The 26,387-nt window shown below is 48.0% G+C and carries 24 protein-coding genes and 1 pseudogene; 19 read left to right on the forward strand and 6 right to left on the reverse strand.

What is annotated here, in order from left to right; genetic code table 11:
* Window positions 1-60 precede the first annotated feature (60 nt).
* The 4 genes from coaE to pilB all read right to left on the reverse strand — a co-directional run bounded on the left by coaE (window position 61) and on the right by pilB (window position 4,619).
* Window positions 61-678: a dephospho-CoA kinase gene (gene coaE / locus RE428_RS08765; RefSeq protein WP_004581625.1), complete on the reverse strand. Its 618-nt coding sequence runs from the start codon at window positions 676-678 to the stop codon at window positions 61-63.
* Between the two features lie 66 nt (window positions 679-744).
* A complete protein-coding gene (locus tag RE428_RS08770) occupies window positions 745-1,620 on the reverse strand; it encodes a prepilin peptidase (protein WP_004581626.1) in 876 nt (291 codons plus the stop codon).
* Window positions 1,621-1,683: 63 nt separating this feature from the next.
* Window positions 1,684-2,901 carry a type II secretion system F family protein gene (locus tag RE428_RS08775; protein WP_004581627.1) on the reverse strand — a complete coding sequence of 406 codons (1,218 nt, stop codon included), beginning with the start codon at window positions 2,899-2,901 and terminating at the stop codon, window positions 1,684-1,686.
* Between the two features lie 2 nt (window positions 2,902-2,903).
* Window positions 2,904-4,619 (reverse strand): type IV-A pilus assembly ATPase PilB, encoded by a 1,716-nt coding sequence (gene pilB / locus RE428_RS08780; RefSeq protein WP_004581628.1) that lies wholly within the window; start codon window positions 4,617-4,619, stop codon window positions 2,904-2,906.
* Window positions 4,620-4,939: 320 nt separating this feature from the next.
* Here pilB and RE428_RS08785 point away from each other — a divergent pair, with 320 nt between their 5' ends.
* Together RE428_RS08785 and RE428_RS08790 are read left to right on the forward strand one after the other, a co-directional pair.
* Window positions 4,940-5,410 (forward strand): pilin, encoded by a 471-nt coding sequence (locus RE428_RS08785; protein WP_004581629.1) that lies wholly within the window; start codon window positions 4,940-4,942, stop codon window positions 5,408-5,410.
* Between the two features lie 33 nt (window positions 5,411-5,443).
* Complete coding sequence (locus tag RE428_RS08790; protein WP_154660759.1) at window positions 5,444-6,985, forward strand: O-antigen ligase family protein; 1,542 nt, start codon at window positions 5,444-5,446, stop codon at window positions 6,983-6,985.
* A gap of 100 nt (window positions 6,986-7,085) precedes the next feature.
* On the opposite strand, the gene RE428_RS08795 is transcribed toward RE428_RS08790, so the two are convergent.
* Both RE428_RS08795 and RE428_RS08800 read right to left on the reverse strand, forming a co-directional pair.
* Window positions 7,086-7,346, reverse strand: a complete 261-nt coding sequence (locus RE428_RS08795) for an IS3 family transposase (RefSeq protein WP_004581630.1) — start codon at window positions 7,344-7,346, stop codon at window positions 7,086-7,088.
* A complete protein-coding gene (locus RE428_RS08800) occupies window positions 7,337-7,735 on the reverse strand; it encodes a DDE-type integrase/transposase/recombinase (protein ID WP_115840248.1) in 399 nt (132 codons plus the stop codon). The genes RE428_RS08795 and RE428_RS08800 overlap by 10 nt, the downstream gene beginning before the upstream one ends.
* 35 nt (window positions 7,736-7,770) lie before the next feature.
* Here RE428_RS08800 and RE428_RS08805 point away from each other — a divergent pair.
* The 17 genes and pseudogenes from RE428_RS08805 to RE428_RS08885 all read left to right on the forward strand — a co-directional run.
* Window positions 7,771-7,944, forward strand: a pseudogene (locus RE428_RS08805) (integrase core domain-containing protein); the annotation flags it as partial.
* A gap of 228 nt (window positions 7,945-8,172) precedes the next feature.
* A complete protein-coding gene (rfaH, locus tag RE428_RS08810; protein WP_004581633.1) occupies window positions 8,173-8,652 on the forward strand; it encodes a transcription/translation regulatory transformer protein RfaH in 480 nt (159 codons plus the stop codon).
* 247 nt (window positions 8,653-8,899) lie between these two features.
* Window positions 8,900-9,661, forward strand: a complete 762-nt coding sequence (locus tag RE428_RS08815; RefSeq protein ID WP_004581634.1) for a Wzz/FepE/Etk N-terminal domain-containing protein — start codon at window positions 8,900-8,902, stop codon at window positions 9,659-9,661.
* A 68-nt stretch (window positions 9,662-9,729) separates the two neighbouring features.
* Complete coding sequence (rfbB, locus tag RE428_RS08820; RefSeq protein WP_004581635.1) at window positions 9,730-10,782, forward strand: dTDP-glucose 4,6-dehydratase; 1,053 nt, start codon at window positions 9,730-9,732, stop codon at window positions 10,780-10,782.
* 78 nt (window positions 10,783-10,860) lie between these two features.
* Window positions 10,861-11,733 carry a glucose-1-phosphate thymidylyltransferase RfbA gene (gene rfbA, locus RE428_RS08825; RefSeq protein ID WP_004581636.1) on the forward strand — a complete coding sequence of 291 codons (873 nt, stop codon included), beginning with the start codon at window positions 10,861-10,863 and terminating at the stop codon, window positions 11,731-11,733.
* Window positions 11,730-12,815, forward strand: a complete 1,086-nt coding sequence (locus RE428_RS08830) for a DegT/DnrJ/EryC1/StrS family aminotransferase (protein ID WP_004581637.1) — start codon at window positions 11,730-11,732, stop codon at window positions 12,813-12,815. Before rfbA ends, RE428_RS08830 begins: the two co-directional genes overlap by 4 nt.
* A complete protein-coding gene (locus RE428_RS08835; protein ID WP_081614607.1) occupies window positions 12,815-13,378 on the forward strand; it encodes an acyltransferase in 564 nt (187 codons plus the stop codon). Before RE428_RS08830 ends, RE428_RS08835 begins: the two co-directional genes overlap by 1 nt.
* A complete protein-coding gene (locus RE428_RS08840) occupies window positions 13,375-14,532 on the forward strand; it encodes a TDP-N-acetylfucosamine:lipid II N-acetylfucosaminyltransferase family protein (protein ID WP_004581639.1) in 1,158 nt (385 codons plus the stop codon). Before RE428_RS08835 ends, RE428_RS08840 begins: the two co-directional genes overlap by 4 nt.
* A 40-nt stretch (window positions 14,533-14,572) precedes the next feature.
* Window positions 14,573-16,000: a lipopolysaccharide biosynthesis protein gene (locus RE428_RS08845; RefSeq protein ID WP_004581640.1), complete on the forward strand. Its 1,428-nt coding sequence runs from the start codon at window positions 14,573-14,575 to the stop codon at window positions 15,998-16,000.
* 173 nt (window positions 16,001-16,173) lie between these two features.
* Window positions 16,174-17,139 carry an EpsG family protein gene (locus tag RE428_RS08850; protein ID WP_169334069.1) on the forward strand — a complete coding sequence of 322 codons (966 nt, stop codon included), beginning with the start codon at window positions 16,174-16,176 and terminating at the stop codon, window positions 17,137-17,139.
* Window positions 17,140-17,198: 59 nt separating this feature from the next.
* Window positions 17,199-18,332, forward strand: a complete 1,134-nt coding sequence (locus RE428_RS08855; RefSeq protein WP_081614608.1) for a glycosyltransferase family 4 protein — start codon at window positions 17,199-17,201, stop codon at window positions 18,330-18,332.
* A gap of 153 nt (window positions 18,333-18,485) precedes the next feature.
* Window positions 18,486-19,622: a glycosyltransferase family 4 protein gene (locus tag RE428_RS08860; RefSeq protein WP_205624612.1), complete on the forward strand. Its 1,137-nt coding sequence runs from the start codon at window positions 18,486-18,488 to the stop codon at window positions 19,620-19,622.
* A 161-nt stretch (window positions 19,623-19,783) separates the two neighbouring features.
* On the forward strand, window positions 19,784-20,920 hold the full coding sequence (locus RE428_RS08865; protein ID WP_040882594.1) for a glycosyltransferase family 4 protein: 1,137 nt from the start codon (window positions 19,784-19,786) through the stop codon (window positions 20,918-20,920).
* Between the two features lie 561 nt (window positions 20,921-21,481).
* Window positions 21,482-22,438 (forward strand): UDP-glucose 4-epimerase family protein, encoded by a 957-nt coding sequence (locus RE428_RS08870; RefSeq protein WP_004581645.1) that lies wholly within the window; start codon window positions 21,482-21,484, stop codon window positions 22,436-22,438.
* Window positions 22,435-22,986: a sugar transferase gene (locus RE428_RS08875; RefSeq protein ID WP_004581646.1), complete on the forward strand. Its 552-nt coding sequence runs from the start codon at window positions 22,435-22,437 to the stop codon at window positions 22,984-22,986. Before RE428_RS08870 ends, RE428_RS08875 begins: the two co-directional genes overlap by 4 nt.
* Window position 22,987: 1 nt before the next feature.
* The gene (locus RE428_RS08880; RefSeq protein WP_004581647.1) at window positions 22,988-24,922 is read left to right on the forward strand and encodes a nucleoside-diphosphate sugar epimerase/dehydratase; all 1,935 of its coding nucleotides are present in this window, start codon (window positions 22,988-22,990) and stop codon (window positions 24,920-24,922) included.
* A gap of 42 nt (window positions 24,923-24,964) precedes the next feature.
* A complete protein-coding gene (locus RE428_RS08885) occupies window positions 24,965-26,377 on the forward strand; it encodes an MBL fold metallo-hydrolase RNA specificity domain-containing protein (RefSeq protein ID WP_004581648.1) in 1,413 nt (470 codons plus the stop codon).
* Window positions 26,378-26,387 lie beyond the last annotated feature (10 nt).

Consider the following 26,387-nt stretch of genomic DNA (forward strand, 5'->3'; position numbering starts at 1 on the left):
AATCTCATCCCAATAAGTCGTTGGATACTTGGGTCTTTGGATAGCAAGTATCGCAGTTTTTCAGCCTTCGTCACTTAGCTTGTGATGGATGCTGCGGACTTGATCTGCCACTTCCTCGACGGGCCGGGTGTTATCGACAACGATATCGGCACTTTCCAGCCTCTTCTTGCGGTTCATCTGCGCGGCGACAATCCGCTCGACCTGCGCGCGATCATTATCGTCCCTGGCCATTGTGCGCTCTATCTGCGTCTCTACCGGAACATCCACCACGATGACCTGCTCGACGAGCTGGTGCTGATCGGTCTCGAGCAATAGTGGTGATACGAGTAGAACGTAACCGGCTTTGTACTCCTGCGGAACATGCGCGTCAGGCGTCAGCCAGAGCTGGCGCATCAGCTCATCACGGATGATCGGATGCAGCAACTTCTCGAGCCAATCCCGTTCGGCAGGTGCCTCGAAGACGATGCGACGCAAAGCGGCACGGTCCAGGGCGCCTTGCGCTGTGAGAATAGCCGGCCCGAAATGGTCTGCTATTTTTGCTAATGCTGACGTACCGGGTTCCACAACTTCTCGGGCTACGGTATCGGCATCGACCGCATGCACGCCTTCCTGTTCGAAGAGGCGAGCAACCGTCGACTTCCCGCTGCCGATCCCGCCTGTCAGACCGATGACTCTCAAACGAATATTCCTGCCGGAAATGGAAAAGTACGCTCTGCAATCAGTGTTCTACAGGAAGGGCTGCGCTTAGCCCCTCAGGTAGCTGAACCACAGTGCCTGGATCTCAGGCCCAAACCATAACGCCAAAAGCCCAGCGATGGCGAGATAAGGGCCGAAAGGAATGGGTACTTCACGACCATGGCCTTTAAAGGCGATCAAACTCAGGCCGATAACAGCACCCACCACGGAAGAGAGCAGAATCACAGCCGGCAGCAACTGCCACCCCAGCCAAGCGCCGAGAGCGCCCAGCAGCTTGAAATCCCCGTGCCCCATGCCTTCTTTACCGGTTACCAGCTTGAAGAGCCAGTAGACGGACCAGAGTGACAGGTAACCGAATATGGCGCCCCAGAAGGCGCTGGTGAAATCAGTCAGAATGCCGAAGTAGTTAAGAATTAAGCCCAGCCAGAGTAGGGGCAGCGTGATGCTGTCTGGTAGTAATTGAGTGTCGAAGTCGATAACCGTCAGGGCAATCAGAGCCCAGACCAAGAGCAGCGCCCAGAGACCTTCCAGTGTCGCTCCCAGTAGGTAAACCGTGAACACCGAGAGAATCGCAGTCGCAGCCTCGATAAAGGGATAGCGTGCCGAGATTGATGTCTTGCAAGAGCTGCATTTACCGCGGAGGAGCAGATAGCTGATGACCGGGATGTTCTCCCAAGGCTTGATCTCGTGGCCGCATTTGGGGCACGTGGAATTGGGATAGGAGAGGTTGATCTTTTCTGACTTTTTGCGTTGCTTTTCAGGGAGCTTGAGGAACTCCTCGCATTGGCAGCGCCAGTCCTGCTCCATCATCTTGGGGAGGCGGAGGATGACTACGTTTAGGAAGCTGCCTATACAGAGGGCGAGGACAATGACTGCGGGATAGAGTAGCCAAGAGGTACTCAAGAATGCTTGAAGAGTTGGCATGAGGAAGCTTGATTTTAAAGGAGAAAAGCGCCATCTGGCTGATGGCGCACGAATACCTTTTTGTTAGACGACCTGGCCCATTTGAAAGATTGGCAGGTACATACCAACAATTAGACCGCCGACCAGCACCCCGAGAACGGCCATGATCATCGGTTCCATCAAAGCCGTGAGGTTGTCGACCATATCGTCAACAACAGATTCGTAGTGGTCAGCGACTTTTTCTAGCATGGAATCGAGGTTACCGGATTCTTCCCCGATGGCGGTCAGTTGAATTGCCATCACGGGGAAAACTCCCGCCGAGCGCATGGATGCTTGAAGCTGAGTACCACTTGAAACTTCATCTCTGATTCGAAGTACAGCATCGCGGTAAATCGCGTTGCCGGTTGCACCTGCAACGGACTCGAGAGCGTCGACAAGGGGAACGCCTGATGCGAATGTTGTAGATAACACTCGACCAAATTTGGCGACAGCCGATTTATCTAGAATTTCGCCGACAATAGGGAGCTTCAAGACATATTTATCGACCAAGTCAGAAAATTTCTGAGAGCGTCTCTTGGCTTCTTTGAATGCGAAGATAGCTCCAACTATTCCAATGAGTACAATAAACCACCAAGCCTGCATCCACTCGGAGATTCGAATAATAAATTGCGTGAAAACCGGTAGGTCCGCGCCAAAGCCTTGAAATAGAGATTCGAATTGAGGTACGACCTTCACCAGCAGTATGGCGGTAACAACGATCGCCACCGCGACGACAGCAGCTGGATATGTCATCGCTTTTTTTACTTTTTTCTTAAGTGTCTCGGTTTTCTCAAGGTATGTGGCGATACGGTCAAGCATTTGTTCCAATGCGCCTGCCTTCTCGCCTGAATCAACAAGGTTGCAGTAGAGATCATCAAAGTACTTGGGGTGCCGGCGGAGGGAGCCGGCAAAACTAGTACCTGCAGCGATATCATTACGGATCGCGATCACTAGTTCTTGCAGTCCTTTATTATCGAGACCGTCTGCTACGATATCAAAGCTCTGAACTAGCGGTACGCCCGCCTTCATCATGGTCGCCAATTGACGCGTAAGCATTGCAATATCGAACGGCGTGATCTTCTTGCTTCCGCCGAACAATGGTTTAGGTTTTTTTCTAACCTTGCTAGGAACAATCCCCTGCTTTCTTAGCTGTGCTTTTACCAAAGCCAAGCTCGAACCGGCGAGTTCGCCGTTGGTCTTGTTACCTTTACGGTCCTTACCTTCCCATACAAAGGTAGACAGCTTCTGTGCATTTTCTGCCATGTTTAATCCTTCGTCACGCGGTTCGCTTCTTCGAGACTGGTCATGCCGTCAATGACTTTCTTCAAGGCTGACTGCCTCAAGTTTGCGAAGCCTTCCGCCTGAGCCTGTTTTGCAATCTGGATGGAGCTAGCCTCTTCCATGATCATGTTGGCCAGCTCATCCGTAATCTTCACCACTTCGTAAATCCCGACGCGACCTTTATATCCACCATTGCATTTATCACAGCCCTTGGGTCGGTACAAAGTAAAGCCTGTTTCAATTTGTTGCTCTGTGAAGCCTTCCTTCAAAAGAACGTCCTTGGGGACATCTAGAGGCTCTTTGCAGCTACATAAGCGTCGGGCAAGTCGCTGGGCAATAATTAAGCTTACGGAAGTTGCAATGTTAAAAGCGGGAACGCCCATGTTCATCATTCGGGTCAGTGTTTCTGGGGCGCTGTTAGTATGTAGCGTCGAGAGCACCAAGTGGCCTGTTTGGGCAGCCTTGATAGCTATATTGGCGGTTTCCAGATCCCGGATCTCACCGACCATGATGACGTCCGGATCCTGACGCAGGAATGCGCGAAGGGCTTCAGCGAAGCCGAGGCCAACCTTGGTGTTGACGTTAACCTGGTTGATGCCTTCGAGATTGATTTCCGCCGGATCCTCGGCGGTGGAAATATTGCGTTCCTGAGTATTGAGGATATTTAGGCCGGTATAGAGCGAGACTGTCTTACCCGAACCCGTAGGGCCTGTAACCAGAATCATGCCCTGAGGCTGTTCCAGCGCCTCCATATACATTTGCTTTTGTTCATCCTCATAGCCCAGAGCATCAATGCCGAGTTTGGCAGAGCTTGGGTCCAATATTCGCAGTACGATCTTTTCGCCCCAAAGTGTCGGCAGGGTGTTTACCCGGAAGTCGATGGCTTTGGTCTTGGACAGCTTCATCTTGATACGGCCGTCTTGAGGTACGCGGCGCTCTGAAATATCCAATTGAGCCATGATCTTTACGCGAGCGGAGATCTTCGGTGCCAACTTTATGGAGGGCTTGGACATTTCCTTAAGAATGCCATCGGTTCGATAGCGAACTCGATAGGTCTTTTCATAAGGTTCAAAATGAATATCCGAAGCTCCGCCACGGATAGCGTCAAGAAGAACTTTATTCACGTACTTGACGATAGGTGCATCGTCTATGTCAGCGGCTGTAACGCCGGCGTCTTCACGTTCATCGTCCCCGCCCTCCACATCGATGTCTTCAAGATCGCTGTCGTCAAGATCTCCCATGGAGGTGTCGCTGGATTCGAGGTAGCGGTCAATGAGTTCTCTGAGTCGAGAGTCATCGACTAGCACGGCGTCGGTACTCAGGCCGGTATTGAACTTGATCTCATCGAGCGCCTGGATATTTGTCGGATCGGAAACCGCGATAAAGAGGCGCTTACCCCTCTTGTAGAGTGGTAGAGCGTTATGTTTCCTGACGAGTTTCTCGTCGACGATCTTCTCCGGCAGCATTTCAGGAGCGAAAGAACTTAGATCCAGTACCGAAACACCAAACTCCATTGCGGCTGAAAACGCCAGCCCACGGCTATCGGCTAGATTGTTTTGCACAAGATAGGTGATGAGCGGGATCTTATTATTGGATGCCTGGATAAAAGCATCGCGAGCAGCGGCTTCGTCCAGCAGTCCGTCTTCAACGAAGCGGCGTGCAAGCCCGGTAAGAGTAACGTTCTGATTGCTAGGAGGCATAGGCAGCTTTAAACGCTCGATGGTTCCCGTTAGTCGACGAAGTAGTTTAGATGGCAGGCCAAGGTTTGGAAAGTTATGGAGCGGTGGGTTTTTGAGATCTTTTGTAAATAGCAGGACTGGGTGACGTGGAGCGTCACAATTTGCGTTAAACGGTCATCGTTCGTCGTATCAGTTACTAGGGTCATGTTTCATGTCGTCCCTATTGTGCTGAAAAATATGGCAAAAAATTTTTTTATGCGGTTGGCACGATATATGTAGAGACTTGGTCAGGCTGTCCGTGACGGACGTGTCAAACCAAAATTGAAGAATTGGAGAAGTATATGAAACGTGTGCAGCAGGGTTTTACCTTGATCGAATTGATGATCGTGGTTGCAATTATCGGTATTTTGGCAGCTGTTGCCATTCCTGCTTACCAAGACTATACAACTCGCGCCCGTATGGCCGAGCCTGTATCCCTGATGTCTGCAGCAAAGCTGGATATCTATGAGCGTATGGTATCTGAGGGCGCATGGCCTGACGATAGTGACGGTGAAGAGATTGTCGATCGTATTGCGTCGCAATCTGATCTCGTAAGTGCGGCTGATTATACCGCTGGCGCCACGACTGCCGATGCAACTCTAGTCGAGCTTACACTTGCCAATACCGGTGATGCTACGAATCTGGACAGCAAGAAGCTGAACTTCACGCTAACTCCGTCGGCGAACGGGCTGGCTGTGACATGCTGGACTGATATTGATTCAGACTACTACAATCGTATTCCGAACGAATGCCGTAACGACAGCGCATCCTAAAACGCTGCTGAAGTTGGTATAAACCCCAGCCCGGTGACCAGCACATCACCGGGCTGGGGGTTATTTGAGGGTCTTCCTTTGACATTCGTCCGGAGTGTTTGGTGGTATTTTTCTGTTTTCCTCATTTTCGTCCTATTTTTCTTCGCGTTTTTTGGTGGGATAGTGCGAGTACTTGGGGTTGGAGGGTTTGATCAGGTCAGAGTTGCTCTTGTTTCCTATCTGGCTGTTTCTGTAGTTCTTTCTGTCCTTTTTTTTAACTGGCGTTCTTCTAGAAGTCCTAGTGCTATATTGTTTCTGCTCGGTACTCTGCTTTTCGTATTATCTAGTCTGATCTCAGATCATCTGTATGCAGTGTCGAAGTTTTGGCTGGCAAACCTTTCCTATTTTTTGTTCGCCCTGTTGTTTGTCTTCGTGTTTTTCTCTTCGCAATCTCCTCAGTTTCGTATCACTCTGGCTCAAGTCGTAATATGCGCAGTATTCGTCTTTTCATTAGTTTACCTTTCATTATATGTTGCTTTATTGGTGGCTGGAGGTATGCAAAGTTTCAGAGGTGCGATAATTGGCTCGGGTTTTGCAAATATCAACTTTTTAGGCCAAGTGGCTACATGGTGCATACCCTTGTTGTCCGCTGCGGCTTCATATGAATATAGGTATCGTCGCCAACTAATTAGAATACTATCATTTTCTCTTATGTCTGGATTGTGGTTCATCGTATTGAGCGTCTCAATCCGGGGGACGATTCTTAGTATAGCCTTATCTAGTGTTTTTCTATTTCTTGTATTTGGAGGTAGAAGTAGGAATCATGTATATCCGGCTTTACTCTCCTTTGTTCTTGCCTTTTTGTTATGGGTGGCAGTCACTCAATTTGTTATAGATTCCAAAGATCTTATTTCCAATGAGTTTGTTGTAGACCCAACGGGGCGCGTAATGTTATGGAGAGAGGCTTGGGGCATGAGCTTCGTAAATTTCCCTTGGGGTATGGGAGGTGAATCATGGATATTGCACGCACCGGTAGACGGTAATTTTATTTCTAACTTGTCCCACGGTCATCCCCATAACACATATTTTTTGTTTGCTGCGGAGTATGGGTGGGTTTCGCTTCTTGGATTGGCGTTAGTTTTTCTTGCTTTTGCATTAAGGATTAGATATTTCAAAATGACCGTTAAGCTGTCCAGTAAGGCCGATTCGGCAAAAGTTATGCTGACTCTTGGTTTTATTTATTCGTGCGTCTCTGGTCTACTTCATGCCGGTGTTTCTGGCAATCTGCTGATGCCAAGTTCGGCGATAGTTGGTGTTACTTGTTTGTCTTCTTTGTGGGCATTGCTGGAGGCTGAATCTTCCGGCTTTATTGTCTCGAACAACCAAGTGCGCGGCTCGAATGTTCTTGTGCCTATTTGTATGGTGCTAATGCTTTCTACATGGGCGATTTTGTGGTCTAGGGGTGTTTATGACTATTGGGAATCAATGAAACTCGATGGCGGGCGTTATTCAGAGGGAGGAGTAACGTACTACCCTAGATTTTGGCTGCATGGATATGCTGCAGATTTGCCCGCTTCTTATCAATCCGTGCATTGAAAGTTTGGCTCTCAAGTGCAGGTGCAAGTGCAGGGGTCAGATTGAACTAGCCTCAGTTATACGGACACTCGGTTAAGAGACAGCGTGTCGTTGTTTATACTCAAAAGGGTGTCATGTAATCCAATAAACTTTGTCGAGCCTGCTGGTGTGTCCGGTATCGATGGTGCCGTACATGCTCGGTCTTCAACGTATGGAAGAGGCTCACCATTGCCGCATTATCGAGGCAGTTGCCTTTACGACTCATGCTGGGCTCGATGCCATTAAGGGTTAGCAGTGCCTGGTACTGAGCGGTGCGGTACTGAACGCCCTGGTCGGTATGAAGCATGAGCTTGTCCGGTTTGCCGCGTCGCCCTAAAGCCATCTCCAGTGCCTCTGTAGCCAGGTTTCGACTAGGGCCGCCATTTTCGACCAGCCTACAATCATGCGTGAGAACAGGTCCATGAAGGCGGAGAGGTACAGCCAGCCTTCTGCGGTGGAGATGAAGGTAATATCGCCCACCCAGCGCTGATTCGGTGCCTCAGCCGAGAAGCACCTGAGCAGCCGACGCTCAACGATGTGTTCGAAGGTTTGGCCACGACAGGAACGTTGCCAGACCTTGGCTAGAGCGGTCACCAGACCCGCCTGGCGCTTGAGCTTCGCAATGCGGTTCACACCGCCCAGAACCCCTTGGCTGAGCAACTCCTTCCTGATCCTAAGCGGACAGTAGGCGTGCCGATTCTGATGGTGAACCTGCTCGATCTGCTGCAGCAGTGCCCTGTTGGCTCGGACCCGACCGGGCTCAGGACGAGATCCTGAATATGTATGTCTTCCGGAATCTCACCGAAGTCCGGCAGCGGACCGAGTCGTGGATGGCCGAATACAACGACGAACGTCCCCACGATTCACTGGAAGACCTGACGCCATGGGAATATCTGGCGAGACACCAACAGACGGAAAACTCTAATCAGCGGTGCAACTAAAACAAGGATGTTTACAGGCGGACCCAAGCGCGTGATGGTAAGGCGGGATGCTCGGCCTGTTTCTCATTGCCGTATGCGCCTTTATTCGAGGGTATGGGCAAACCAGTCAAAGCGGCCGTCTTCCTAGGGCGACGCATTCTGAGCCCCCGCTACTACGCGTAGTTTAAGGGCTCAATATAGAATAGCTTTGGATGAAGTCACACTCATCGCCAAACGCGGAGCATAGCTATGACTTGGTACGTTCTACGGCACAAACCAAATCAGGGCGATCGCGCGGTAGAGCACCTACAAAGTCAGGAAGTTGCTTGCTTCTATCCCAAGATCGAAGTCGAGAAGGTCAAAGCTGGTCGGCGTTTTAAAAGGCTTGAAGCGCTTTTCCCCGGTTACATCTTTTTCAGAATGGAACCCGACGACCCTCAATGGGCAAAGCTTCGCTCAACTCGAGGTGTACTACGCGTAGTCAGTTTTGCCGGGAATCCTGCACCGGTTGGTGACGATGTCATCGCTCAGATTAAAGAAGGCATGCAAGCCATCGCGGAGCGGGGTGGTATGAAGCCTGGCCAGCCCATTGAGATTCAGGAAGGTCCCTTTAAAGGCTTTAGCGCGATTTTTCAAACCTACGACGGTGACACCCGAGCCATTGTTCTGCTTGAGTTTTTGCAGAAGCAACAGCGGGTGCGCATGCCGGTATCTTCCATAAAACGCTAATCAAAGACTACTCTGAAACGCCACCCTACAAGTTCGTCACTCACTGAAACTGCAAAAATCCTCCAAAATGCCGTAGAATTCGGCTCCTTCCGTAACGCGTACCAATCACCGGTAAGCTTATACCCATCAGGCTTTACGGACAGTTATTGAACCACTGTCACGGATGGCGTATGCCTCAAAGCACTGAAATGGGTGGGTGGGGCGGTAGCGTGCCGGCTTGGCCAATAAGATGTAGCAGGTATTGCAGATGAATAGTGCTTACGAGCAGCAACAAAAGCTGGACGATGACATAAGTTTGGTAGATCTCGCCGCGGTATTCGTTCGGCGGCGGTTTGTATTTTATATCGTATTCATCATCGTGACGTTAGCCGGCCTAGCATACGCTCTGCTTGCATCGGACAAGTATGAGTATGTGAGCCTCTTGGAAGTGGCCAAACTGGGAGACGGTAAATCGGTTGAGCAACCCCATACAGTTATTGCGACTATAGAGAATCGCTGGTTGCCGGAGGTCGGCGTACGTTTCCGAGCGGAAATGGATATGAAGCTTCCTTTCGAAGTAAAGGCTAGCAATCCAGAGCAGACCAGTCTGGTCCGTCTGGTGTCGGAGGCAGAACAAGAAAGCGCTGATTTGGTAGAAAAAATTCATACAACGTTAATTGAAAAAGTAAAAGAACATCAGAATGGCTCGCTCAAAATTGAGGAGAAAAGTCTCCAGCGTCAGGTCAAATCTTTGGACGACGTGATTCAAGCGCTTGAAGGACAACAGAATGCGGGCGAAGCTTTAGCGAGCGCAATCGAGAAGCGAGTGAACCTGGAGAGTGAGCTGGAACAGCTCAAGCCGGTGGATGAGCTTGTCGTGAGTCGCCAGAGTGCCGACAAAACTGAGCCGCGGCGAGTGCTAATTGTGGTGGTAGCCGGCATTTTGGCTGGCGCTGGTGGTATTTTTGCCGTGTTCCTCGCTGAATTTTGCGTTTTGGTGAGGGCCAAATTGAGAGTAGACATAAAGTAGAGGCTGTAATAAGGGGGTATATTTCAACGAAAATGTATATTTAGGATCTTGGAGATGTTGAGTAACACATGAAGCTACTAGTTACAGGTGGGGCGGGCTTCATTGGCTCTGCCGTTATTCGCCATATTATCCACGATACGACGGATCAAGTGGTCAATCTAGATAAGCTGACTTATGCCGGCAACTTGGAGAGTTTGGCAGAAGTAAGCGATAGTGAGCGATATGTCTTTGAGAAAGCGGATATCTGTGATCGAGCGGAAATGGACCGTATTTTTGACGAGCATCGTCCTGATGCGGTCATGCATCTCGCCGCAGAAAGCCACGTCGATCGCTCTATCGATGGTCCCGCAGCCTTCATCGAGACCAATATAGTTGGTACTTACACGTTACTGGAAGCGGCCCGTCAATACTGGAATGCCTTGGATTTGAGACGGAGGTCGAGCTTCCGCTTCCATCACATAAGCACTGACGAAGTATATGGTGACCTGGAAGGGTCGGATGACCTGTTCACCGAAACAACCTCCTATGCGCCAAGCTCGCCTTATTCGGCAAGTAAAGCCGGTTCTGACCACCTAGTGCGCGCGTGGCACCGGACTTATGGTTTGCCTGTTTTGGTAACTAATTGTTCTAACAATTACGGACCTTATCACTTTCCTGAGAAACTCATACCTCTGATGATACTCAACGCTCTGGAAGGTAAGCCGCTACCCGTCTACGGTCAAGGCGAGCAGATCCGGGACTGGCTATATGTGGAAGACCACGCCCGAGCGTTATATAAGGTAGTGACAAAAGGTAAGGTGGGTGAAACTTACAATGTTGGTGGTCACAACGAGAAACAAAATATTGAGGTGGTACATGCCCTCTGTGAGCTCCTACAGGAGTTCCGTCCTCGAAAGGGCCATTACAGGGAGCTAATTACTTATGTAAAAGACCGCCCGGGCCACGACATGCGCTACGCGATTGATGCAACGAAGATTCAGAATGAACTCGGTTGGACGCCAAAAGAAACCTTCCAAACTGGCATTCGAAAGACCGTACTTTGGTATCTGACGAACATCGACTGGTGCAAGCGTATTCAAGATAGCAGCTACCAACGAGAGCGCTTGGGCGTATCGGGATGAGACAGCGAAATGGAATTTCTGAGTGGTCAAGCACCGCGTTAGTAGTTTTCAAATCACCAAACTAAAGGGCGATTGAACGTGAAAGGAATCATCCTTGCAGGCGGCTCCGGCACGCGCCTATATCCCATAACGCTAGGCACTTCCAAACAGCTTCTGCCGGTGTACGACAAACCGATGATTTACTACCCTCTTTCCGTACTCATGCTCGCAGGTATTCGGGATATCCTCATCATAACGACGCCTGAAGACCAGGCTGGTTTTAAACGAGCATTGGGTATGGGCGATAAGTTCGGGATAAATCTGAGCTACGAAGTACAACCACGTCCGGAGGGACTCGCCCAAGCTTTCATTATTGGGGAAGAATTCATAGGTAGCGACAGCGTATGCTTAGTGCTGGGTGACAACATTTTCTATGGCCAAGGGTTCACTCCCAAATTGCAACAATCGGCCCGGCGTATTGATGGGGCCACCGTCTTTGGTTATCAGGTAAAAGATCCCGAGCGCTTTGGTGTAGTAGAATTTGACGAAAGCAAACGCGCAATTTCCCTCGAAGAAAAGCCTGAACATCCGAGATCCCATTACGCAGTTACCGGTCTTTATTTCTACGATAACAGCGTCGTAGAAATTGCCAAAAAGGTAAAGCCCAGCAACCGAGGCGAACTGGAAATTACCTGCATAAATCAGGTCTATATGGAGCAAGGTAAGCTAAATGTTGAGCTGTTGGGTCGGGGGTTCGCATGGCTGGACACTGGAACACACGAAAGCCTATTGGAGGCCGCTCAGTTTGTGGAAACTGTTGAAAAGCGTCAAGGGTACAAAATCGCTTGTCTTGAAGAAATTGGCCTTAATCAAGGCTGGCTTACCAAAGAACAGTTTCTGCAGCAAGCCAGCCGGCTTCAGAAAAACGGTTACGGCCAATACTTACTAGATATACTGGAAGGCACAAAATGATCCCTGTCACTAAGCCGTACCTACCAAGCCGGGAAAAGCTGAACCGGTACCTTGATGATATATATGACAGCAATGTGTTAACCAACAACGGCCCGCTGGTACAGACACTTACTAGTAGACTTGAAGATTTTCTCGAAGTTGAAAATCTACTCCTGGTTTCAAATGGTACTCTTGCGCTACAAATTGCTTATCGCGCGCTCGGTATTAACAAGTTGGTCGATCGTAAACCTGCTGAAGCGATTACAACACCTTTTACGTTCATCGCTACGGCAAGCTCATTGAAGTGGGATGGTATTCAGCCATCGTTTTCAGATATCGACCCGGAAAGCTGGTGTATAGCGCCAGAGAGCATCGAAGCGCAGATTACACTACAAACCCGCGCTATCATTCCTGTGCATGTATTCGGCAACGCTTGCGATGTAGAAGCTATCGGACGAATTGCTCACAAGTACAACTTAAAAGTCATTTACGATGCTTCCCACGCTTTTGGCGTAAAATATAAAGGCGAGAGCCTACTAAAGCAGGGAGATGCTGCCACGCTTAGTTTTCACGCTACGAAACTATTCCATACCGGTGAGGGGGGCGCAATTGTCTTCAAGCGCCAAGAGGATTTGGAGCGAGCCAGGAAAATGATTAATTTCGGAATAACCGCGCCTGAAAGCATGGAGGAGATCGGCATCAACGCGAAGATGAGTGAGCTCCAGGCAGCGATGGGTTTGTCTGTTTTGGATGAAATGCAAGATAACCTTAGAGCGAGGAAGAAAGCGTGGGAGGGCTACTATCAAAAGGTCCCATCGCACTTTACCAAACAAAAAATAAATAAAAATATCACATATAATTACGCATACTTTCCGGTAATGCTGAAAAATCAAGACGAAGTTAAAAAGTTGTTGTTATTCTTAGCTGAAAAAAATATCTTTCCGAGGCGCTATTTTTATCCATCACTTGAGAGTGTTAAGTTTCTGGAGAATGAAAAGCCGATGCCAGTTTCTGCCTCCGTCTCCTCAAGAATTCTATGCCTTCCACTCTATTTCGGTTGCGACTTTGAAAGAGTTGTTGATTCAATTTGGAGATTGTACTAATGGCGTTTCTAGCTTGTGATCAGCTTAAGTCTATAGGGTTCTCTGAGTTAGGTAATAACGTATTAATATCTGACAAAGCCTCCATTTATAATCCCGAAAATATCAAAATTGGAAGCAATGTCAGGATAGATGATTATTGTGTGCTCTCCGCCGGTGACGGTGGGATTTTTATTGGAAACTATGTTCATATTGCTGTTTTCTCGTTATTAATCGGCGCAGGCTCAATACATCTAGATGATTTTAGCGGTTTGTCATCTAGAGTCGCCGTCTATAGCAGTAACGATGATTATTCAGGGGGTTCCCTTACCAATCCTACAGTTCCCGACCAGTTTAAACGTGTGAAAGTATCTAATGTTTACATTGGAAAACATGTAATTATTGGCTCTGGCGCAGTCGTTCTTCCTGGGGTGACTATTAACAAAGGTGCAGCGGTGGGTTCACTTAGTCTAGTTGTTAAAGATTGCCAGGAATTTAAAATATATTCTGGAGTGCCGGCTAAGCCAATAAAAAATAGAAGTAGGAATATCGAGAATCTGGAAAAAGAACTGCTTAGTTTGTCATGAGGATACTTCACGTCGCAACAGACGATAAATTCATAGATCACGCGTTTGATCTATTCGAAGCTGCGTTTCCAAAGCAAAATGACGTACTTATAATTTCGAAGTCTTTCAATTTAAAGTACGTTAAACTGGTTCCTAAAAAACTTTCTTTGGTCCGATTTTCAATCAAAAGGCGGCCAAAGGTACGAAGATCGTTTTATGAAAACTACGACGCGGTTTTTTTTCATTCGCTTGACGATTTAATTTACCCAGAAGTTTACAATATCCCCGAGCATCTACCAAAGATTTGGCTAGGATGGGGGTATGACTACTACGAATTGATTGGTACCTCAAGCGAATTGCTTCTTCCAAAAACACGGCTATTAATTGACGAATTAAGAAAAAATAATACTTTAAGAATTGTCGGTGCTAGTTTTGGTCGCGCCTTGCTGGCACTAGGTTTTTCTAAATCGCGAGAAAAGGCGATAGAAAAGATATCGCTGTTTTCGCCGGTGCTACCTAATGAATACGAGCTGGTTCGAAAAGCCAGAAAGTGGCAAGACTTCCCTCGAAGCGCAAGTTGGAATTATGGCACCATCGAAGACAACTTAATTAGAGGATTTGAAAGACACCAAGTAAGTGGCGATGCGATCTTGGTTGGCAATAGCGCTTCGCCGAACTGTAATCATGCAGAAGCTTTTGATTTTCTCCTGGCACAAAATCTAAAAAATAGAAAATTTATTGTTCCTCTTAGTTATGGAAATAAGCTATACGCTAGGAAAGTTATAGAGTCAGGGGAATGTTATTTCGGTGTGGACTTTGTTCCGCTACAAGAATTTTTACCTATAAAAGATTACGTGGCTATGATAAAAAAATGCGGCTACGTAATAATGAATCATAGACGGCAACAGGCAGTCGGCAACATCGTAATCATGCTGTACTTGGGGGCCAGAGTATTCGTTCGAGAAGAAAATTTGGTTTATACCTTTTTTAAAAAATTGGGTGTGTCACTCTCAACTGTTCAGGAACTTGAAGTGAATCCGGGTCTACTTAATCTACCGCTTTCTGACGAGGAGCGTGAAACGAACAGGAAGGCAGTAAGTGTTTACTGGTCACGTGAGCGGGGTATTGAGAGAACTAATATTCTGGTTGAGCAAGCTGTTGGTAATATAAGTTGATCACTAGCGTTGAAACTATCATATTGAGTGGATGGCGTGCATGACTCCCAAGCAGATTGCGCTGTTCGCCATTGGCCCTTTAGGCGGCTCCTGTCTGGGCCTCGTTACGTTGCCCCTAGTTACTTGGTATTTTTCACAGGAAGACGTTGGCCGTATGGCTATGCTTCAGGTTACTCTCAGCTTTAGCACCTTGCTGTTCAGCTTGGGCTTAGATCAGGCATATGTGAGGGAATTCCACCAAAGCCATAATCAACCGGCGTTATTAAAAAGTGTTATCCTGCCTGGTCTCGTTTTTTTGCTTTCCACGCTTGCTGTGCTTTTAACAATGGGAGGGGCTGTATCAAAATGGTTGTTTGATGTTTCCTCGTTGCAATTGAGCGTTTTAGTAGCTATAGCACTTTTGGCCTCCTTTATTTCTCGGTTTTTGTCGCTTGTCCTCAGAATGAATGAGCGAGGTCTAGCTTTTTCAATGAGTCAAGTGGTGCCGAAGCTTTTACTACTTGTAATTATAATTGGTTATGTACTTTTGGACGGCGCAAAAAATTTGACTAATCTGGTCGCTGCTAATACAGCAGCAATCGCGCTGGTAAGTGTGGTGTTAGTCTGGAATACGCGAAATGAATGGATCGAAGGGCTTAGACATCAGCTGGACCTCGCCGCGCTAAGAGAATTGTTATGTTTTGGCCTGCCTCTGATTCTAGGTGGAATAGCATTTTGGGGGCTCACGGCTACCGATAAAGTATTCCTTCGTATGTTTTCGAGCTACGAACAGCTTGCCATTTATTCTGTCGCAGTGAGCTTTGCAGCTGCCGCTACGATTTTGCAAAGCGTTTTCTCCACGGTATGGGCTCCTACTGTGTATAAGTGGGTTAGCAAGGGGGGCGGGATTGAAAACATTCATCGAGCTAGCCGGTATATTCTTCTCTGTGTAGTGGTGTTGTTCTCCCTAGCTGGATTATTTTCTTGGGTAATTACGATCTTTTTGCCAAGTGAGTACGCGAGTGTGCAGTGGCTGTTAATTTCATGCCTTGGGTACCCATTGCTATACACGTTGTCAGAGACTACAGTCGTTGGGATTGGCATCTCTAAGCGAAGTGTTTTCGCGATGGCTGCAGCCTTCCTAGCGTTCGCCGTAAATCTATTTGGCAATTGGCTATTGATCCCTAAGTTCGGTGCCGCTGGTGCAGCGATAAGTACATGCGGTTCATTTCTTCTATTTCTCGTAGCAAGAACCGAATTCTCTTGCTATCTCTGGAAGTCATTCCCGAGAAAGCTCATCTATTGCTACAGTATATTGGTTGTATCTGGCGCCATATTGAGCACATTGGCGGCGGGACGAGCAGGATGGCTGGCACATGCATTTTGGGCTCTCGTGTTGTTAAGCACTATTTTCACCTTTCGGGCTGAGATCGTTGAAGTCTGGCGCTTCATCAGAGCGCACGTTACCGGGAGAGTTAGAGTTGTTTAGGACCTCTTCGGGCTTTTATTGTATGAGCCTAGGAAGCCGCTTATAACGCATATAATCATTTTTTTAGTTGGATAATTTTTTTGTTACCTTATATTTTTCTATACGTCTTGGTTTCTTTCTTTGCCTTAATGTCCGACTTCGCTAATAGGCGTGGGTATTTTTATGCGTTGTTGATGGCTGCCCTATTTATCGTGTTAGCTATCTTTTCGGGGATAAGGGCAGAGAGCGTAGGTACAGACACGTCCGCTTATTATATTATATTCAACTATCTAACGAGCTCCGCGGTTAATCCTTTTCTTACGCGCTATGAGCCGGGCTTTGTAATGATGAACCTTGTTTCAAATTGGTTTGGTTGGGGACCCTCAGGGGTTATTTTTCTATCGTCGAGCTTGTTTTCTCTCTTGATAGTACTCGCGGCGCATCGATTTTCTACTAACCACTTAGTTTTTTTTAGTGTTTTTTTAGGATTGTCGTTTTATATCTTCTCCTTTAATGGTGTGCGTCAGGCTTTAGCGATGGCTTTTGTTTTGAATGGACTGAACCTTTACTCTGGGAAGGATAAGAAAGGTATAGTTTGGTGTTTAACAGCTATCCTATTCCACCTAAGTGCAATATTTTTCTTAGTATCCTTTGTTTTCCTAAGACTGCGCTTAAAAGCTATAGCTTGGCTTTTAGTGTGGTCATTATCTATATTTATAATGATTGATCCTGATCCACTAAAATACGTTATAGATCAAACTTCTTACATGTTTCCTTCCAGTTACCAAGTCTATTTTGGTGATTATTTGTGGGGTAGCTACGGCAGCTTAGAGGTAAGAGATCTATTTTATCAATTTCTTTTTTTTGTTGCTTTGTATTCCCTTTACGTTTTTCGAAATAACTCGATGTGTTCCATGGTGTCAATATTGGTGATGTCCGCCGTAATATTTAAAAATATATTTTTACACTTCGGGTTTATTGAAAGGCTGAGTTTGTACTTTGAGATATTTATTCCTTTATATCTTGGGTACGTTACGCTTGTTTTTCGGCATCAGGTAGAGATTGCCTTGATTTCCTTTGGCTTTTCGGCGCTAATGTTTATTCTATATATAAGGGCGATATCAGGTAATTCAAATGGTGTTTTGCCATACAGCTTTTAATATAAAAACTAGTGTTAATTTTCAGATGATTTGATGTATCGATATATAAGGTTGAGCCGATGAAAGTGGCATATATTTCAGCATATGCAGCGGATTTTCCGTCTCGTACAGCTAATAGCATTCATGTGATCAGAATGTGTGAGGCTTTATCAAAAGTTGGCTCTGATGTGGTTTTGTTTCTGAGAGACCAAGGCTATACTAATGAGCAAATATTAGAAAGTTATGGTGTCGCTAAAAGTTTTGAAGTTATTAAAACTAAGTCGAAAATACCAAAAATTAATCGGATACTTTATGCCAAGAAATCGGTGCATGAGGCTCGGCGACGCGGTGTTGATTTAGTAATATCGCGCTCAGCTATACCGTGTTGGTTTTCGGCCAAGAATAATATCGATTTCGTGTTTGATGCTCACGGACCAATCTCTGAAAAGAATTTTATCGAGAGGTGGTGTTTTAAAAATATATTATCGTCGTCAAACTTTAAACGAATGACCTTTAACTCCAAAGCTATGAGACGTTGGTATGAGTATCAAAATTTACTACCAGAGCGGGCATCTTTATACGTTGCTATGAACGGCGCATCCGATGATATTGCTGGTTGTGAGACGTTAAATAGCGGTTGGCCGGGCAGATCAGGAGTTCTCCAGGTTGGCTATACAGGCCATTTATATCCAGGTAGAGGTGTTGACCTGATTCTGCGATGCGCGGAGTGCCTACCTGATCTGGATTTTCATTTTATAGGCGGTAATGAAGAAGATATTGTTTATTGGAAGTCCCGAAGTTCCGCTGGAAATGTATATTTCCACGGTTTTGTCAAACCGAACCTTGTATCCGCATATCGTGATCGTTGCGATGTATTGGTAGCGCCATACCAGTCATCCGGTGTAGCGGTGGCGGGGGGGAAAGGTGATACCAGTAGTTTTATGAATCCCATTAAAGTTATCGAGTATATGGCAAGCGGAAAAGCGATTGTCGCCTCTGATCTCCCCGCTATTCGGGACTGTATTTCCGATAAAACAGCAGTTCTAGTAGATCCCGACGATTTGCGCGGCTGGTGTAATGCTTTAATACAGCTTTCTAATGACGAAAAATTTTGCGAAGAAATGTCCCGTCAAGCAAGGCAGGCGTTTGGTGCAGGTTTTACATGGGAAGCACGAGCAGAAAAGTTGCTCGGCATTTTTAAAGAGGGAGCATAGATTGGTTATTTCATGAAAAATAAATGGCAAGCCATTCAAGCTTTCTTGTAAATTGAAATTCTAGTTGCTTGGTCCCGAATTTGGTGCGGCGGTTCTCGTATGTGTCCGCGGTTGGCGTGTATACACTATCCGAGGTTTCAGAGGCTTCTACTGGTGAGTAGTTCTAATACAGTTTTACATATCATTACGGGCTTGCAAGATGGTGGTGCGGAGGGTGTCATGTATCGTCTTTGTAAACACAGCGCCTCCACGAAACATGTCGTTATTTCCTTAATGGACGAAGGAAAATATGGTTCGCTTTTGCGCGAAGCGGGAATCGAAGTTTTTTGCTTAGGTATGAATCCCGGAAAACCTAGTCTGTTTAAGTTTTTTAGGTTGGTAAGCCTTGTCAGGAGCGTTTGCCCTGGTGTAGTTCAAACTTGGATGTATCATGCCGATTTAATAGGTGGCCTAGCGGCGAGGATAGCTGGTAACAAAAATGTCTATTGGGGCATCCGGCATTCTACTTTGGAGAGGGGCAAAACAAAGCTCTCGACTATCTTGGTTGCTCGGCTTTGTGCGTCGCTTTCTTTTTGGCTACCTAAAAAGATTATCTGTTGTGCTAATAAAGCATCCAGAGTTCACGAAGAATTGGGTTATACCAAAGATAAGCTCTGTGTTATTCATAACGGGTGCGATTTGACCCGTTTTTCGCCTAATGAGAACAGTCGGCAACGTGTTCGCGAGGAATTTGGAGTCTCCGAGTCTGAATTTTTAATTGGGTGTGTGGGGCGATACCACCCCTGCAAAGATCACGAGAACCTATTTAAAGCTCTTGCTTTGGTGAAGGATGCGGGGGTGAATTTTCGATGCTTGCTGGTTGGAAAAAATGTGAACAAAGCTAATGGCGCTCTAGTTAATGCAATTGCCAATTTGGGGCTGGACGAGAGCGTTCTATTGGCTGGCTCGCGTGAGGATGTTCCCGATGTTATGAATGCAATTGACATTCACGTGCTAGCTAGCTCTTCGGAGGGCTTTCCTAACGTATTGGCGGAGGCAATGGCCTGTGGTACACCTTGTGTTACGACCGAGGTGGGCGATGCTTTGGATATCGTTGGGGACGTCGAACTAACCTGTTTGCCTAGTGATCCCGATGCTCTTGCTTCGTTGGTTCAGCGAATGTTTTTGAAGTGGTTCGAGGGGCCAGAAATATGGGAGCGAACGAAAATACATTGTGTTCAGAAGATTCAGCGTTTTTCAGTTCAAAGTATGGTAGATGCATACGAAGCTTGCTGGTATGGGCGTAAATAGTTCTTTAGAGAATTTATTTAAGTTATTTAAAAAGCTTAAGATATATTCCTCGGTTTGAGATTTATGGATTTTAATCGTCGGTTAAGTTGAATTTAAACATTAAAAAAGAGCTTTGACTGAGCGCATTTTGCGCTTAAACTGAGATTAGGCTGGTCAGCAGGATGAAACGTATACTTTTTGTAGTGAATACTCCAGAGTTCTTTGTTTCTCATCGTTTGCCGGTGGCTTTAGCTACAAAAAATGCTGGGTATGAAGTACACGTTGCCTCCTCTCCCGGTCCGGCGGTCACAGAAATCCAGGCTCAGGGCTTTCGACATTACACTGTTACTTTTGCGAGAAGCGGTCAAAATCCGTTGGTGGAACTCTGCACTTTTATCGAGCTGTATAAGCTGCTTCGCCGTCTTAGGCCAACGTTGGTTCATCTCGTTACTATTAAGCCGGTGTTATACGGCGGATTGGCAGCTCGAGTCGCTGGGATAAAAGGCGTGGTTTTTGCTGTCTCCGGTCTTGGTACGGTGTTCGTAGCTGGGTCGATGGTGTCTAAGCTTCGTCGATGGGTAGTTACACGGCTTTATGCGTCCGCTTTCCGGCAAAAGCAGCTAACGGTTATATTCCAGAATCCAGATGATCGTGACACTTTGCTGTCGACCGGTGCTTTGAACCCGAAACAAACACGAATGGTCCGCGGATCTGGGGTCGCGTTATCCGATTATCCTTGTCTACCGGAGCCAGACGGCAAGCCTGTCGTAGTTATGGCTGCGCGTCTGTTGAGAGACAAGGGTGTGTTTGAATTTGTGCGTTCGGCTCATATTTTGCGAGCGAGAGGTATTGATGTTGATATGCGTCTACTGGGCTCGCGAGATCCCGGAAACCCGACCACAGTGACGACAGCTGAGCTTGAGCAGTGGGAAAAAGAGGGAGTAGTAGAAATTCTGGGCTTTCGTACGGACATAGCTCGTCAATATGCGTTAGCTAATATTGTGTGTCTGCCGTCATATTACGGGGAGGGCTTGCCAAAATGCCTGATTGAAGCGGCAGCGTGTGGGCGGGCGGTTGTAACTACGGATCACCCGGGGTGTCGGGATGCAATTACGCCTGATGTAACGGGACTGTTAGTGCCGGTTAAGCATGAAATAGCTTTGGCGGATGCCATTCAAAAGTTAATTGAAAATCCTGAAATGAGAAGAGCGATGGGTGAACGTGGTCGGGAGTTGGCTGAGGGGGCTTTTTCGATCGAAACAGTCGTTAATCAACATTTACAGATTTATGACGCAGTGGTGAGCCACGGGGAAAAATAGAGTATTAGTCTTCGCGGAGATGTTCTTAAAGGCTGTTTTGCCCGATGATATCGAAAGCTATCAGAGGGGCAATATTGCCATCGTTAGAAAAATTATGATTCCCGGAAAGGATGTCAATTTCAGGCTTGATTCGAGTGCGAAGCAGCCCATTTGAAGCAACGCAAAGGGTGCACGCAAATACTACGTTGCACCGCTGCGTCGATCAGCTATTGGTCTCATGCGAGAGAGTCGCGAAAAAGTAAATCGCTCACTTGCTGTCGGGCGAGACGCGTCGTACGCTTGTAGCCCTGCTGAGCAGATAGAAGTTGTAGATAAGGTCTGTAAAATATTGGTATCAGCTGCTCTATCTAGCGTGCGTATCATCGGCCGCTCTTTTGTGTCGATGTGGAGCGATTGACGATGAAAGTTAAGGTAAAGTCTGTGTCTAACAACAGGCACAGTCCTGCCGGAACCTGATAACAAGCCTTAGAGACCCAACCAATCCGGTACTCAGTAGGGAATGGTGCCTGGGAAGACGACCTCGCCATTACTTATCGCAATCTGGAGAAAGCTGTTTTGAGTATGCTGAAAAAACTCTTTATAACGGGGGGGGCGGGTTTTGTCGGTTCTGCCATACTCAACCGCCTTGCGAGGCAGCGGGATATGCAGATATTCGCTCATTTTCGGCAATACAACAAGCATCTTCCTGCGAGCATCACACCTATAGTGAGTTCGTCGTTTGCGGCTCTGCCCGATCCTATGTTTTTACAGGGTGTGCAAGTAGTCATCCATAGTGCGGCACGCGTTCATGTTATGGAGGATGATGCGAGAGACCCTATGTCTGAGTTTCGCAAAGTTAATGTTCAAGATACTCTCAGCCTTGCGCGGCAGGCAGCGCAGCATGGTGTCAGTCGCTTTGTGTTTATAAGTTCGATCAAGGTTAATGGCGAGCGAACCCCTCAAGGCAGAGCCTTTACCCCTGAGGATGATCCTGCACAAGAAGATCCCTATGGTATCTCTAAAATGGAGGCCGAGCGTGGGCTTCAGCAACTAGCCCGCTGCACTGGTATGGAGGTAGTTATTATTAGGCCGCCGCTTGTGTATGGCCCTGGGGTGAAGGGAAACTTTGCAAGTCTCATAAAGCTTGTTGAAAAAGGGCTGCCGCTACCATTGGGTGCTATTCCTAATAGGCGTTCGTTAGTGGGGGTGGACAATCTGGTTGATCTTATTATTACCTGTATCGACCATCCCGCCGCTGCCAATCAGGTGTTTTTGGTTAGTGACGGTGAGGACCTCTCAACTCCAGAGTTGTTACGCCGGCTAGCTGCGGCCACTGGCAGGCGCTCCCTACTCATTTCTGTTCCCCCGGGATTGCTGGAGCTAGTGGCTATCTTGATCGGTAAGAGGGCTATGGTTCAACGATTGCTGAGTTCCTTGCAGGTTGATATTTCCAAAACGCAAAGCCGTTTAGGCTGGGAGCCTCCTTTTTCGGTGGATGAAGGACTGCGGCGCTGCTTTATTCCGGAGAATGTAAGTTGATTCGATTTTTTGACTTTGTTTTTTCGTTGATCGGCCTATTGCTGAGTTTGCCACTTTTATCAGTGGTTGTGATTATTGGATTTTTCGATACTGGCTCTCCAATTTTTAGACAGCAGCGAGTAGGGCGGTATAGGCAGCCGTTCACCTTGGTCAAGTTCCGGACCATGAAAAAGGATACAGCTTCAGTTGCCAGTCATCTAGCGAGCAAAGATGCTATCACACGATTTGGTCGTTTTCTGAGACGCTCCAAACTTGATGAGCTGCCCCAGCTCTGGAATGTATTGACGGGGGAAATGAGCCTAGTTGGTCCCCGTCCTTGCCTTTTTTCTCAGGAGAAACTTATCTCTGAGAGAGAGATTCGGAATGTGTATGACTCAAGGCCAGGGATAACTGGGTTAGCACAAATCAACGATATCGATATGTCGACCCCACGACTATTGGCTGAGACTGATGCTAAGCTACTGGCCGAGTTAAATGTTCGGAATTACTTTCACTACATTGTAATGACCTTGCTAGGCAAAGGCTCAGGAGATCGAGTAAAGGGCTAACATGATCAACACTTTCCTGAATCTACCTCGTGTTTACAAGCGCCTGATCTCAGTTTCTTCCGATGTATTCTTCCTGTTCTTCGCTGTGTGGGCGGCTTTTGCTTTACGTTTGGAGCAGCAGATTTGGATCCCTTCGCGAGAGCAGTTCACTGTTGCCACCATTACGGTCGTTATCACGGTTGGCATTTTTGTACGACTCGGCCTGTACCGCGCCGTCATACGCTATTTGGGCGATAAGGCTTTCCTGACGATTATCTATGGCGTGGTCGCTTCGAGTGTGACCCTTATCGTTTTAGGTTATTTATTGCAGGCGTTCGTGCCGCGCTCTGTCCCTATTATTTACGGTGCTTTGGCTTTTATCTTTGTGGGTGGCACCCGCTTGGGTGTTCGCATGCTCGTCAATCGCCCTCGCATGCGCAGTAAAGAAAGAGTCGCTATTGTTGGCGCGGGCGAGACTGGGATGCAGCTCGCCTCAGCTCTCGAACAAGGCACGGAGTACGGGCCTGTTCTTTTTCTTACGTTTAGGCGAGCCAACCACAAGTCAACGATTAAGGGCTTACCAGTTGTCGACATCAAGCATGTCGCGAAAGCGGTACAGCAGCACCGTGTTCAACGGATCCTGCTCGCGCTGGACCCGAATTCTAAAGTTGATCGCAAAAGATTGCTTAGACAATTAGAGCCGCTTTCAATCCCGGTACAAACTGTTCCTTCCATGTCCGAACTAGTGACCGGCCGGGCGCGTATTAATGATATCCGAGATTTGGATATCGAAGACTTGTTAGGACGCGATCCAGTTCGTCCGGAGAACGCGATTGTTGCTGGCAGTCTCTACGGTAAGTCTGTGATGGTCACCGGTGCGGGCGGCTCGATCGGTTCCGAGCTCTGTCGCCAGATCATCCGTCACAAACCCTCTCGCCTTGTTTTGTTTGAACAGTCGGAGTTTTCGCTTTATTCGATTGAGCGTGAGCTGGAATCGATCAATCAGATTGAGAGCTTAGAGGTACAGATCCACCCGATTCTGGGTAGTGTTTGCCACCGCCGCAGATGCGAAGCCGTCATGCGGGCTTTTGATATTGAGACGGTCTATCACGCTGCCGCCTACAAGCATGTTCCGCTGGTTGAGCACAATGTTATTGAGGGTATACAGAACAATGTCTTTGGGACCTGGCATACCGCAGAGGCTGCTATCAGTGCGGGCGTCCAGCGCTTTGTGCTGATTTCAACAGATAAAGCGGTGCGGCCGACGAACGTGATGGGCGCCTCCAAACGATTGGCTGAACTCGTGCTTCAGGGATTGGCAGAGCGTCAGGCCGATACCTGCTTTTCCATGGTGCGATTCGGCAACGTATTGGGTTCTTCTGGGTCGGTCGTGCCGCTGTTCCGCGATCAGATTCGTGATGGTGGGCCTATTACGGTCACGCATCCAGACATTATTCGATACTTCATGACCATCCCAGAAGCCAGTCAGCTCGTGCTGCAAGCCGGAAGCATGGGAACGGGTGGTGAGGTTTTCGTACTGGATATGGGGGAGCCGGTAAAAATAGCCGAATTGGCGCGGAAGATGGTCCATCTGATGGGGCTCGAAGAGAAAACGTCCGAAAATCCGGAAGGGGACATCGAGGTGTTGTTCACCGGTCTTCGCCCGGGAGAAAAACTTTTCGAGGAGCTGCTCATTGGGGACGACCCGCAAGGTACCAATCATCCTCGGATCATGATGGCCAGGGAAGTGTCGATGGATTGGTCCGATGTCGAGCTACTGTTAAAGAAGCTGACCTTGGCCAGTCAGAACTTTGATTGTGGCGCCGTCATCGAACTTCTACGGGAGGCGCCCACCGGCTACTCACCGAATGGGGATATGGTTGACCTCGTTTGGCGGAACGGAGGAGACCAGGTGGTTCAGTTAAGTGAGAGTTCGGTCAGGCAGTTGCCTCACTGACGTTGCTGCCAAATCTGAAATTATTCAACACGGAATGTTGAAGTGATTGAAATAAAACACCACGGCGCCACCACAGGCGTTACCGGATCGTGCCACGAATTGAGTGTCGGCGACGCCGGCATTCTCATTGACTGCGGTTTGTTCCAAGGGCAAGAGGCAGGGCATTCATCCACGGCCTCAAACCTTGCCATCGATTTCCCCATCGATCATATACGCGCGCTGGTCGTTACCCACGTGCATATCGACCACGTGGGACGTATACCTTATCTACTCGCGTCTGGCTTCGAGGGTCCGATCATCTGCTCCGAGCCTTCAGCGTTCATGCTGCCGGAAATACTGGAAGACGCGCTGAAGATCGGTTTTACCCGGGATAGAAAGCTCATCGAGCGAGTGCTGGACCTGATTCGCTCTCGAATCGTGCCCCTTCCTTATAGTCAGTGGTATTCGGTATTCGCGGAGGGTGAGTGTTCGCTCTCCGTGCGGTTGCAGCAGGCGGGGCACATTCTGGGCTCGGCTTATGTTGAATGCGACGCCTGGGCAAATCAGGTAAGCGAGCGTATCGTCTTCAGTGGCGATCTCGGCGCCCCGCATGCGCCGCTATTGCCTGAACCAACGTCGCCGGAACGGGCAGACCGGTTAGTGATTGAAAGTACCTACGGCGACAAGGATCATGAAGACAGGGAAACGCGTCGGTACCGGCTGAAGGCTATTCTTGAAAATGCCTTGGCGGACGGTGGCACCATACTCGTGCCTGCATTCAGTATTGGCCGTACGCAGGAGTTGCTATACGAAATTGAAAGTCTCATCCATGAGTTCGGTGACGATGAGGTCGCCGAAGACGTGAGCTTACCTCATGGTGCGAAGCTCTCCTGGAAGGATCTCGAAATTGTCGTGGATTCGCCGTTAGCGGCGGACTTCACGCGTATTTACCGTGACCTTAAGCCCTATTGGGATGCCGAAGCCACAGAGCTCGTCAACGAGGGGCGGCACCCCTTGTCGTTCGAGCAGCTCACCGTCATTGATAGCCACGAAGACCATTTGAACGCGGTGAGTTATCTGGCACGCTCGCATCGTCCGTGTGTTGTGCTGGCCGGTTCGGGAATGTGCACCGGCGGGCGGGTTGTTAATTATCTGAAGGCCCTGTTAGGCGATGTTCGCAACGACGTCCTGTTTGTCGGATACCAGGCAGTCGGTACCCCGGGCAGAGAGATACTCAGCTACGGCCCGCACGGAGGTTATGTTGAGTTGGATGGCGAACGGTATACCATACGCGCTCGGGTTCATCAGGTAGGCGGCTATTCGGCCCATGCGGGACAGAGCGATTTGCTCCGGTTTGTCGAGGGCATTCCCGAAACGCCGGCAGAGATAAGAATTGTACATGGAGATGCAGATGCCAAATTGGCTTTCCAGCATCTTCTCGAAACGAAATACGATAGCAGGATTCTGATCCCCTGATATCGGGTAG

The organism is Marinobacter nanhaiticus D15-8W (genome assembly GCF_036511935.1).
GTDB lineage: Bacteria > Pseudomonadota > Gammaproteobacteria > Pseudomonadales > Oleiphilaceae > Marinobacter_A > Marinobacter_A nanhaiticus.

Excerpts from the sequence above, each read along its gene's own strand:
- RE428_RS08770 (WP_004581626.1), bottom strand. The coding sequence starts at position 1,620 with ATGCCAACTCTTCAAGCATTCTTGAGTACCTCTTGGCTACTCTATCCC.
- RE428_RS08775 (WP_004581627.1), bottom strand. The coding sequence starts at position 2,901 with ATGGCAGAAAATGCACAGAAGCTGTCTACCTTTGTATGGGAAGGTAAG.
- pilB (WP_004581628.1), bottom strand. The coding sequence starts at position 4,619 with ATGCCTCCTAGCAATCAGAACGTTACTCTTACCGGGCTTGCACGCCGC.
- RE428_RS08785 (WP_004581629.1), top strand. The coding sequence starts at position 4,940 with ATGAAACGTGTGCAGCAGGGTTTTACCTTGATCGAATTGATGATCGTG.
- RE428_RS08795 (WP_004581630.1), bottom strand. The coding sequence starts at position 7,346 with ATGGCTTTAGGGCGACGCGGCAAACCGGACAAGCTCATGCTTCATACC.
- rfaH (WP_004581633.1), top strand. The coding sequence starts at position 8,173 with ATGACTTGGTACGTTCTACGGCACAAACCAAATCAGGGCGATCGCGCG.
- RE428_RS08815 (WP_004581634.1), top strand. The coding sequence starts at position 8,900 with ATGAATAGTGCTTACGAGCAGCAACAAAAGCTGGACGATGACATAAGT.
- rfbB (WP_004581635.1), top strand. The coding sequence starts at position 9,730 with ATGAAGCTACTAGTTACAGGTGGGGCGGGCTTCATTGGCTCTGCCGTT.
- RE428_RS08830 (WP_004581637.1), top strand. The coding sequence starts at position 11,730 with ATGATCCCTGTCACTAAGCCGTACCTACCAAGCCGGGAAAAGCTGAAC.
- RE428_RS08835 (WP_081614607.1), top strand. The coding sequence starts at position 12,815 with ATGGCGTTTCTAGCTTGTGATCAGCTTAAGTCTATAGGGTTCTCTGAG.
- RE428_RS08840 (WP_004581639.1), top strand. The coding sequence starts at position 13,375 with ATGAGGATACTTCACGTCGCAACAGACGATAAATTCATAGATCACGCG.
- RE428_RS08845 (WP_004581640.1), top strand. The coding sequence starts at position 14,573 with ATGACTCCCAAGCAGATTGCGCTGTTCGCCATTGGCCCTTTAGGCGGC.
- RE428_RS08850 (WP_169334069.1), top strand. The coding sequence starts at position 16,174 with ATGGCTGCCCTATTTATCGTGTTAGCTATCTTTTCGGGGATAAGGGCA.
- RE428_RS08855 (WP_081614608.1), top strand. The coding sequence starts at position 17,199 with ATGAAAGTGGCATATATTTCAGCATATGCAGCGGATTTTCCGTCTCGT.
- RE428_RS08865 (WP_040882594.1), top strand. The coding sequence starts at position 19,784 with ATGAAACGTATACTTTTTGTAGTGAATACTCCAGAGTTCTTTGTTTCT.
- RE428_RS08870 (WP_004581645.1), top strand. The coding sequence starts at position 21,482 with ATGCTGAAAAAACTCTTTATAACGGGGGGGGCGGGTTTTGTCGGTTCT.
- RE428_RS08880 (WP_004581647.1), top strand. The coding sequence starts at position 22,988 with ATGATCAACACTTTCCTGAATCTACCTCGTGTTTACAAGCGCCTGATC.